Raw genomic sequence first — 9,733 nt, forward strand, 5'->3', positions numbered from 1 at the left:
CGGACGAACCTAGGGGAACGTCATTTCACGTGTCGGTAGCGTCGCTCAGTAAACCCGCTCCATCCCGAACTCCTCCACGCGCCTGCCCACACCCAGCAGCTCAGCAATAGCGGCAATAGTCCGCTCCGCAGCCAGGCCATCCCCGTACGGGTTCACCGCGTTCGCCATGGCCTCAAAGTGGGAAGTGTCGTGAAGCAGCCGGGTCACCTCGGCCACGATCCGCTCCTCATCCGTGCCAATCAACGCCACGGTCCCAGCCTCAACGGCTTCGGGGCGCTCGGTGTTGTCGCGCATTACCAGGACGGGCTTGCCCAGGCTCGGTGCTTCTTCCTGGACACCGCCCGAGTCGGTCAGGACAACATGGGCGAGGGAGAGCATCCGCGTGAACTCGCCGTAGGCCAAGGGCTCCGTGACCAGGACATTCGGCTTCCCGGACAAAGCAGGAAGCACAGCCTCGCGGACCACGGGGTTCTTGTGCGCCGGCAGGACGATCGTCAGCTCAGGCTCGGCGTCGGCAATGCGGGCCAGCGCCCGGCCGACCCCGCGCATGGCATCACCCTGGTTCTCGCGGCGGTGCGTCGTCACCAACAAGATACGGCGCCCACTCTCAGCAAGCGACTCCAACGCAGGATCAGAGAACGGCACCTGCTTGTCCACCGTGGTCAGCAACGCGTCGATCACCGAGTTGCCCGTCACCACGATGTCCGCCGCTGACACACCTTCGGCCAGCAGGTTCGCCCGGCTGGTGGTGGTCGGTGCCAGGTGCAAGGAGGCGATCTGGCTGGTGATCTTGCGGTTCGCTTCCTCGGGGAAGGGGGACAGAAGGTTCCCGCTGCGGAGGCCGGCTTCCACGTGGACCACGGGAATGCTGTGATAGAAGGCCGCGATGGCACCGGCAGTAGAGGTAGTGGTGTCGCCCTGGACAATCACCGCGGCCGGCCGGCCGGAAGCAAACAGGGTGTCGAGCCCACTCATCGTGCGGGTCATGATGTCCGTGAGGGATTGGCCGGGCTGTAGAATGTTGAGGTCGTGGTCCGGGGTAATCCCGAAGAGCTCATTGACCTGGTCAAGCATTTCACGGTGTTGTCCGGTGACCGTAACTACGCACTCGAACAGCTCCGACTCCATCAATGCGCGCACAATTGGCGCCATTTTGATGGCTTCCGGCCGCGTCCCAAAAATAGGCATGATGGTGTGCACGTATTACCCCCATAAAGACCGGCCCGAAGGCACCAGAAACTAGTGCAATCCTAACCGCTCAAAAACCCCGGAAATTCACCAGAACCCTTAGCATTCCGGGCGAATCCAGACATCAAAAAGCCCACCGGTTTCCACCACGAACCGCCACAGCCAACCGGCGGGGGAGAGCCGCGGTTCGGTGCCCACCATCTGCACGTCGGCAGGGATGCATTGCTTCATCAAAGTGCCGGCTCTGAGCAGGTGATAATCGGACGTCACCACAGTCACCGACTTCCAGCCGCGCTCCGCTGCCAGCTCCCTGAGGCGGGCAGCTTCACCACGGGTGTTCAGCGGATCCGGACGGAAGCAGTCAAGGTGAGCGTCGCCGTCGTGCGTTTGGCAGTACTCATCCGAACCGGCGTTGGCGGGCAGGCCCGTGGTGACCACCACCAGGTCCGGAATGTCCAACTGCTCCCGCAATGACAACCCCACCGGGAGCCGCTCGTCGCTCATCCCGCCCAGCACCACAATCGCGTCGGTCCGCTGGGGTGTGGCATGGGGCGGGTTATGGAAGAGCTGGTACGCCCCAATCAACCACAGCAGCCCGGCGAGCGCGCCGGCTATAAGGGTCCAGACAACCTTCCGTCGGAACGTCACCGGGTATCGACGTCTTCGAACACCAGGAACGTCTGCGTATCCAGGATGCCCTCCATGGACTGCAGCTGGTCGAAGATGACGCGGCGCAGATGGATGTTGTCGGTGGCGCGGACCAGGAGGATGACGTCGAAGTCGCCGCCCACCAAGGCAATGTGGTGGATCTCCGGGATGGCCCGCAGCTGCTCCTTCAGCTCACGCCACGAATGCTGCTGGACCTTCAACGTCACGTACGCGGAGGAGCGCAGGCCGGCTTTGATGGGATCCACCAGCGCCGTGAACTTGGTCAGGACGCCCTCGCCAGTGAGCCGGGCAATCCGGGTATAGGCGTGCGCGCGGCTGATGTGCACGTTCTCCGCCACCTGGGTGATGGACATGCGCCCGTCGGTGGTGAGCTCGCGGATGATGTCCCGATCCACACTGTCCAGCGGTACGGCGGTCTGCTCCGCCTCCGTCTCACTCAAAGCAGGCTCCAATTCGTCTACAGCACGGGCGCGTAACCCAGCTCACAATTACAATCTGTCTTTCAGAGTACCTAGTTTAGGCAAGGGCTTCCATGATTTGGCGGAAAGCTGGATACGAAACTTCGCCGGGGAACATACTGGAAGCACATAGTGGCTAGAGAAGGACGGACCAATGACGATCCACGCAGACCACTCTGCGCCCGAAACGGTTGTAGAGGACCAGGCTGCTGACGTTCGGACAAAATTCGGCATCAGCGTTGAGGACTACATGCTCCCCGCCCGGCACCAGATCCAAATGGTGAACCCGGACGGCACCCTCCGCCCGCACGACGAGCAAGGCACCGAACCCGGCCACGAGTACCCCACGCCCAGCGATGCTGAATTGATGGCCGCTTACGAGCAGCTCGTCGTCGGACGTCGCGTCAACGACCAGAACTCAGCGCTGGTCCGGCAGGGCCGCATGGCCGTCTACCCCTCAAGCCACGGCCAGGAAGCCTGCCAGGTGGCAGCTGCCATGTGCCTCAAGGAAGGCGACTGGCTGTTCCCCACCTACCGTGACGCCGTCGCGGTCATGACCCGCGGCGTGGACCCGGTAGAGGTGATGACCATCTTCCGCGGCGACTGGCACGGCGGGTACGACCCCAAACAGCACAATGTCGGCATCCAGTGCACGCCGCTCACCACCCAGCTGCTGCACGCCGTCGGCGTCGCCCATGCCGCCAAGCTGCGCGGTGAAGACACCGTGGTCATGGCCATGTGCGGCGACGGCGCCACCAGCGAAGGCGACTTCCACGAGGCACTGAACTTCGCCGCCGTCTTCCATCTGCCGGTGATCTTCTTCGTGCAGAACAACAAGTACGCCATTTCGGTTCCGCTCAGCCACCAGTCCGTAGCGCCGTCGCTCGCCCACAAGGCTGTCGGCTACGGCATGGCCGGTGAGCGCGTTGACGGCAACGACCTCGTCGCCCTGCTCGCCGTCATGGACCGCGCCGTGAAGCTGGCGCGCGAAGGATCCGGACCGCTGCTGATCGAGGCCCACACCTACCGCATGCAGGCCCACACCAACGCCGACGACGCCACCCGCTACCGCCCGGACAGCGAAGTCGCCGAGTGGCAGGCCAAGGACCCGCTGACCCGCATGAAGTCGTACCTGACGGACAAGGGTCTGTTGGATGACGCAGCATCCTCGCGCATCGCCGAGCATGCGGAAGACGTTGCCACGCAGCTCCGCGAAGGCCTCGGGGAGGACGTGCCGGTGCAGCCGCTGGACCTCTTTAAGTACGTCTTCGACAAGCAAACCCCGCAGTTGAAAGAACAGTCTGAGCTGCTGGCTGACGAACTCGCCCGCGAGGAGGGTGCAAAATGACCATCACCACGTCCGTAAACGGAAACGTCAGCGCCGCCACCGCCAGCGCCGCCGCATCAGCCGCAGCGACCGCCGAGGCGAGCGGGCCCCAGAGCCTCACCATGGCCAAGGCACTCAACACGGCGATGGCCGACGCCATGCGCGCCGACTCTTCAGTCCTGGTCTTCGGCGAAGACGTCGGCATGCTCGGCGGCGTCTTCCGCATCACCGACGGCCTCATGGCCGAATTCGGCGAACAGCGCTGCTTCGACACCCCGCTGGCCGAGTCCGGCATCGTCGGCATGGCCGTGGGCATGGCCATCAACGGCATGCGGCCCGTCATCGAAATGCAGTTCGACGCCTTCGCTTACCCGGCCTTCGAACAGATCGTCAGCCACGTCGCCAAGATGCACAACCGCACCAAGGGCAAGCTCAAAATGCCCATGGTCATCCGTGTTCCTTACGCCGGCGGCATCGGGGGAGTGGAGCACCACTGCGACTCCTCCGAGTCCTACTACGCGCACACCGCTGGCCTGAAGGTCTACACCCCGGCCACCGTCGCCGACGGCTACCGTATGCTCCGCGAAGCCATCGACTCCGATGACCCCGTGATGTTCATGGAACCCAAGAAGCTCTACTGGTCCAAGGACCAGGTGGACCTGGGTGCCTTGCGCGCAGAGCACGACGCCGGAACCTCCACCGAGGGCCGCGCGGCTGTCGCCCGTCCCGGCACGGACGCGACGCTCATCGCCTACGGCCCGTCCGTTCCCACGGCGCTCGCCGCCGCAGCTGCCGCCGCTGAGGAGGGGCGCTCGCTCGAAGTCATCGACGTCCGCACCATCGTCCCCTTCGACGACGAAACCCTCTGCGCGTCCGTACGCAAGACGGGACGCGCCGTCGTGATTGCCGAGGCCCACGGCTTCGCGTCCGTGTCCTCCGAAATCGTGGCCCGCGTCCAGGAACGAGCGTTCCACTATCTGGCCGCACCGATCCGCCGCGTGACCGGCTTCGACGTCCCGTTCCCGTCTCCCAAGTTGGAGCACTACTACCTGCCGAGCGTCGACCGCATTCTCGACGCCGTCGACGACCTTCAGTGGGAGGACTAACCATGAGCTCAGATCTGCAGGTATTCCGTCTGCCCGACCTCGGCGAAGGACTCACCGAAGCCGAACTCGTCAACTGGCTCGTGGCCGTGGGGGACGAGGTCAAGGTCGACCAGCCCATCGCCGAGGTCGAAACCGCCAAGTCCATGGTGGAGGTGCCCTCGCCGTACGCCGGTACCGTCGCCGAACTGCACGGGGAGGCCGGCCAAACGCTCGACGTCGGCAAGCCACTGATCTCGATTGCTCGCGTTGGTGCGGGTTCGGGTCCTGGTCCGGTAGCTGACTCGGTGCCGGCTGCTGCCGCGGCTGCGGATGATGCTGTGTCTATTGGTGTGGTGGCCTCGGCCGAGGTTTCCGCAGCTGCGGAGACGTACCGGACCGAGGAGAAGGCGGGCTCGGGGAACGTGCTCATCGGCTACGGCACCCCTGGGGGAGCCACGGGTGGCCGGACCCGGCCGCGGAAGGCGAGTGTCGCCGTCGTCGAGCCTCCTGCCGTTCCTGAGGTGTCGTTTGAGCCGGCTGTGGCCGGGACGCGCATCCCGGGCAAGCTCAGTGCCGTCATCTCCCCGCTGGTGCGGAAGATGGCGCGCGACCACGGAGTTTCGCTGGACTCGATCGAGGGTTCCGGTGCCAGTGGGCTGATCATGCGCAGGGACGTTGAGGCTGCTATTTCTGCGCCGGTGGCTCCGGCTGTTGTTCCCGCTGCTGCCTCCGCTGCCGAGGGCTCCGTTGATGGCCGGACCGGCTTGGCTGTGTCGGAGCGGACGCCCGTTCGTGGAGTGCGCAAGGCCGTGGCGGCGAACATGACGAGGAGTCGCTCCGAGATCCCCGAAGCGACCGTGTGGGTGGACGTCGATGCAACGGCGTTGCTCGAGATGCGCGCCGAACTGAAGAAGCGCGCGCCGCACGATACCCCCGGTCTGCTGGCCTTCATCGCGCGTTTTGTCACGGCTGGGTTAAAAAAGTATCCGGCCTTGAACACGCGCTTTGAGACCGCTGCCGATGGCTCGCAGCAGATCATAGGATTCGACGGAATCAACCTCGGCTTCGCTGCCCAGACCGACCGGGGGCTCGTGGTCCCGTCCGTACGGAACGCGCACGCGATGAGTGCCCGCGAACTGGACGCAGAGATCCGGCGACTCACCGCCGTCGCGCGTGACGGAAAGGCGACCCCGACCGAACTGGGCTCCGGCACCTTCACGCTGAACAACTATGGCGTGTTCGGCGTCGACGGTTCCGCGGCGATCATCAACTATCCCGAGGTCGCGATGCTCGGAGTGGGCCGCATTATCGACAAGCCCTGGGTGGTCAACGGCGAGCTGGCCGTCCGCAAGGTGACCGAGCTGACCCTGGCGTTCGACCACCGCGTGTGCGACGGCGAAACCGCCGCGGGCTTCCTCCGCTACGTCGCCGACGCCATCGAAAACCCCGGCGGCGCCCTCGCGGACATGTAGCACCCTCGCTCACATCCCAAGGGTTTGAGCCGCACGCTCGCTTACTAACGTGTGGCTGAACATGTGAAAAGGACCCCGACTTGAAAAGTCGGGGTCCTTCTCCGTTTGAGCTCAGTGTCAGTGCTTGAAGTCTGCAGAGATCTCGGCGAGGGTGCGGCCCTTGGTCTCAGGTGCGAGCCATTGCGAAAGGATTGCCCCAAGGAATGCGACGACGGCGGCCACCACCATGCTGGGGCCCATGCCGATGTTGGCGATCGCCCACGGCAGGGCGAAGGTGCCGAGCGCGGCTCCGATGCGGCTGAAGGCCGCGGCGAAGCCCATGCCGACGCCGCGCAGGTGACCAGGGAAGACTTCGGCCGGATAGACCTGGGTCATTGTGGTGTAGCCGGCGTTGAAGAAGGAGAAAGCCAGGAACAGGGCCAGAACCAGGATGGCCGGTGCGTCCGCCCAGACCCCAATGACCAGCAGGATTCCCGCACAGAGCCACTGCCCCGGGACGGTGAGGATCCGGCGGCCGAGCCTGTCGATCAGCAGCACAGTTGTGACAACACCAGCGGCCGCGAGTGCGGACAGGCCGACTCCGCCAGCCCAGCCTCCGCCGAAGCCGAATTGGTTGAGCACCTCGTCGGCGAACGTCGCGATCGCGAAGTAGGGGGTGACCGCGCAGAACCAGAAACCTGCGGTGAAGAGGGTGGTTCGCCAGTACTGCTTCGAGAACAGCATTGAGAAGGACGGATTCTTGATGGTGCTTCTGTCCTTTGCGGCCTGCGCCTCCTGGACCATCCTCAGGTTGATCTCTTCGGTGATGCTGTCATGCATCTGCGGTGATTCGACGTACTTGCGTGCGATCGCCAGTGCTTCATCGCGCCGCCCCTTTGTGATGAGCCAGCTCGGCGACTCGGGGAGGCCGATTCGGGCTACGAACAGGACCGCGGCGAGTATCGTGCTCGTGCCTATGACGATGCGCCACGGGGCGCCGGCGTCGTGCAGGACCGTGCCGATGATGAATGCCATCATGAAGCCGACATACCAAGCGATCAGAGTCAGCCCGAGCAACCGCCCGCGCAGCTTGGGAGGGGAGAACTCTGACAGCAACGGCCCGCCGATTGAGTACTCGCCACCGATCGCGACGCCCATGAAGAACCGGATGATGGCCAGCTGGATCACTGCGCCGTCCCCGGAGGTTACAAAGAACTGGGCAGCTGAGGCCGCCAGGAACAAGCCCATGTCCACGAGGAACATGGGCTTACGTCCGAACTTGTCAGCAGCCCACCCGGCAATCGGGGAGCCGACGAAGATGCCAACCAGCGGTCCGGCAGCGATCAAACCCAGGGACAGCGCGTCGAGCTGGAGATCTGAGCGCATGAGTCCGGTGACGGGGCCGATGATTCCCAGGATGTAACCGTCGAGGAACATCCCGCCGATGAACACTGCGACCAGCCGAAACATGAAGCGGCGTTTGAATGTCGAGCTGGTCTCTTTTGGTACGGGGGCGTCGACGGCGGCCGTCGTCTTGGTCGGGTGGATCATGGAGGTGTGTTCCCTTCTGGCTTCAGCGAAAAACGCTGACGGCACCAGAGCGCCGTTTTCTAGACGTGCGGACAGTCGCAGACCTTAGCGACCCGTGGACGAGGCCGGCTGGCTTGATGCCAGCAGATGCCGCGCTGGGCCCCCGACGCCGGAGCCACGCTTTGATGCCCAGCACTCCCGCGCAGACCCATTGAGATCAGCGCCTCGAACCCGGGCGCATCAAAAATGTGACATACGACTCATATATCAGAACTCTAGAGGTGCGATCGGTCTCGGTCAATAGCCTGCGCGTTAATTAGTTCTCACCGCCGGGCCCACCCAAGCCCGCCAAGCGCCACCGCCGGCACGACTCGGCCCGTCGGCGTCCTCGCCACCGACAGCGACTCAGCTGTGACCTTGGTCATAATTCGTACTTTTCGCGACACGTTAGGGCCTCGGCCCACTCTTCATAACTGGTTGAAGCGTCAACGCCAGGGTCCCCGCTGCCCGGACTCAGCACATGGACTTGGTGAGGGTGCTTCGTCCATTCGTTTCGCAACTCATCGATGAAGGAAACAAAATGCTGAAGAGATTTGTCGCGGCCTTCGCCGCGACCACGACATTAGCCGCGGGGGTGTTCGCGGCACAGCTCGCACTGCCACCATCTGCGGTGGCCTCGACACCCCCGGTGGCTGCTACCACTTTTGTAGCTCCTGCGTGCCCGGGCACGACTGATCTTGTGGCCAACCCCAAGACCACGGTGACAGGTGCGAATCTTGATAACTACAACAAGGGCTTGGTGGTGGAGCTCTATAACGTAAGCGGCCAAGGAACGGATGGTACTTCCACATTGCCGCCGCTGTGCGGAACCCGCTACGAAACCGAAGCGGAGGGTGGACCCGTGGGTGGCGGCGCCGTCAGTGCATGGATGTTCTGCACAGACTTCACCTTGCACTCTTGCTTCGACGGGCGTCCGTTGGACGAGGACCCTGAGAAGAACGCCGGCATGACCGATTTCCAGCGTCGCGTGTTCGCGTACCTGGTTCAGAACGGCTATCAGTTCAACGATGGCACAACCAACCGCTTTGTCACGGCAGACTCGACTACAAATGATCGATTCAAACTGCAGGAACTGGCATGGTGCGTCAAAGACTACGACGACATGCCGGCCAACTATCAAGCCGCCTGCATCAATGGTGGTCTGAGCCCGGACAAGATCGACGCCACGTTCGCCTTCCTAAAGCAGCCATTCGTGCCGCAGCTGACCGTCTCGCCAGCTTCCCAATCGCAGGTGGCAGGTCAGGAAGCCCGTGTTACGGTGTCGACGAACATCGCACAAACACCGATCGATCTCACAGCAACGAACGGAACCTTTGCGCTCTGCTCAGGAGAGTCTGACGGCAGTTTGAACGGCAATGTCCTGACGGTCAATACTCCGTCAACAGCTGGATCTTCTGTGGACGTCGACCTCTGCACCACCAGTCTGACTGCCGGAACAGTGTCCATTGATGCTTCGGTCCTTCCCGTAACGGAAGACAGCCTGAACTGGTACAGCAATGGCGACGCAGGTTGCCAGGTGTTCGCGGTATTCGCCCGAGTCGACGCTCAGACGATCACGGCCTCAGCCGAGATCACCTTTGACGCGCCCGCTCCACCGAAGGGTTCGTTCAATGTCACGAAGACTGTTGTCAATGATGGTGGTCTGACGGTTCCTTCGGATTACACGGTCGGTTATGACTGCACCAACGGTTCGACGGGTTCGCTGGTTCTGGTTCCGGGTACTTCCCAGGAAGTCACTGATTTGCCGGTGGGTACCTCGTGTGAGCTGACCGAGCAGGCTTTGACTGCTCCGGCTGACGGTACCTGGTCTGCTCCGGTGTGGACTCCGGGTGATGTCACCGGGGATAAGTTCACGGTTGCGATTACTGACGCTGCTGTGACCACTCCGGTTGCTGTGTCGCTGACGAACACCGCAGTGAAGAACCCGCCCAGCCCGACGCCGACGCCGACCCCGACTCCGACGGA

Annotated in this window: 8 protein-coding genes; 4 read left to right on the top strand and 4 right to left on the bottom strand. The window is 63.4% G+C overall.

The window, feature by feature from the left end; translation table 11 throughout:
• Positions 1–45: 45 nt before the first annotated feature.
• The 3 genes from wecB to ACFVSI_RS15030 form a co-directional block, all read right to left on the bottom strand.
• Positions 46–1,188: a non-hydrolyzing UDP-N-acetylglucosamine 2-epimerase gene (gene wecB, locus ACFVSI_RS15020; RefSeq protein ID WP_387825206.1), complete on the bottom strand. Its 1,143-nt coding sequence runs from the start codon at positions 1,186–1,188 to the stop codon at positions 46–48.
• Between the two features lie 99 nt (positions 1,189–1,287).
• Complete coding sequence (locus ACFVSI_RS15025) at positions 1,288–1,836, bottom strand: YdcF family protein (RefSeq protein WP_387825116.1); 549 nt, start codon at positions 1,834–1,836, stop codon at positions 1,288–1,290.
• A complete protein-coding gene (locus ACFVSI_RS15030; RefSeq protein ID WP_144659252.1) occupies positions 1,833–2,297 on the bottom strand; it encodes an Lrp/AsnC family transcriptional regulator in 465 nt (154 codons plus the stop codon). The genes ACFVSI_RS15025 and ACFVSI_RS15030 overlap by 4 nt, the downstream gene beginning before the upstream one ends.
• 172 nt (positions 2,298–2,469) lie before the next feature.
• Here ACFVSI_RS15030 and pdhA point away from each other — a divergent pair, with 172 nt between their 5' ends.
• Genes pdhA through ACFVSI_RS15045 form a run of 3 tightly spaced genes read left to right on the top strand, consistent with a single transcriptional unit; the run spans position 2,470 to position 6,199 of the window.
• The gene (pdhA, locus tag ACFVSI_RS15035; protein ID WP_387825119.1) at positions 2,470–3,663 is read left to right on the top strand and encodes a pyruvate dehydrogenase (acetyl-transferring) E1 component subunit alpha; all 1,194 of its coding nucleotides are present in this window, start codon (positions 2,470–2,472) and stop codon (positions 3,661–3,663) included.
• Complete coding sequence (locus ACFVSI_RS15040) at positions 3,660–4,748, top strand: alpha-ketoacid dehydrogenase subunit beta (RefSeq protein ID WP_387825122.1); 1,089 nt, start codon at positions 3,660–3,662, stop codon at positions 4,746–4,748. Before pdhA ends, ACFVSI_RS15040 begins: the two co-directional genes overlap by 4 nt.
• 2 nt (positions 4,749–4,750) lie before the next feature.
• A complete protein-coding gene (locus ACFVSI_RS15045; protein ID WP_387825125.1) occupies positions 4,751–6,199 on the top strand; it encodes a dihydrolipoamide acetyltransferase family protein in 1,449 nt (482 codons plus the stop codon).
• Positions 6,200–6,316: 117 nt separating this feature from the next.
• On the opposite strand, the gene ACFVSI_RS15050 is transcribed toward ACFVSI_RS15045, so the two are convergent.
• Positions 6,317–7,729: an MFS transporter gene (locus ACFVSI_RS15050; RefSeq protein ID WP_387825128.1), complete on the bottom strand. Its 1,413-nt coding sequence runs from the start codon at positions 7,727–7,729 to the stop codon at positions 6,317–6,319.
• 559 nt (positions 7,730–8,288) lie between these two features.
• Here ACFVSI_RS15050 and ACFVSI_RS15055 point away from each other — a divergent pair.
• A partial coding sequence (locus ACFVSI_RS15055; RefSeq protein ID WP_387825131.1) for a DUF5979 domain-containing protein occupies positions 8,289–9,733 on the top strand: 1,445 nt, incomplete at its 3' end.

This window comes from Paenarthrobacter sp. NPDC057981 (genome assembly GCF_042886835.1).
Classification (GTDB): domain Bacteria; phylum Actinomycetota; class Actinomycetes; order Actinomycetales; family Micrococcaceae; genus Arthrobacter.

Excerpts from the sequence above, each read along its gene's own strand:
- ACFVSI_RS15040 (WP_387825122.1), top strand. The coding sequence starts at position 3,660 with ATGACCATCACCACGTCCGTAAACGGAAACGTCAGCGCCGCCACCGCC.
- wecB (WP_387825206.1), bottom strand. The coding sequence starts at position 1,188 with ATGCCTATTTTTGGGACGCGGCCGGAAGCCATCAAAATGGCGCCAATT.
- pdhA (WP_387825119.1), top strand. The coding sequence starts at position 2,470 with ATGACGATCCACGCAGACCACTCTGCGCCCGAAACGGTTGTAGAGGAC.
- ACFVSI_RS15050 (WP_387825128.1), bottom strand. The coding sequence starts at position 7,729 with ATGATCCACCCGACCAAGACGACGGCCGCCGTCGACGCCCCCGTACCA.
- ACFVSI_RS15045 (WP_387825125.1), top strand. The coding sequence starts at position 4,751 with ATGAGCTCAGATCTGCAGGTATTCCGTCTGCCCGACCTCGGCGAAGGA.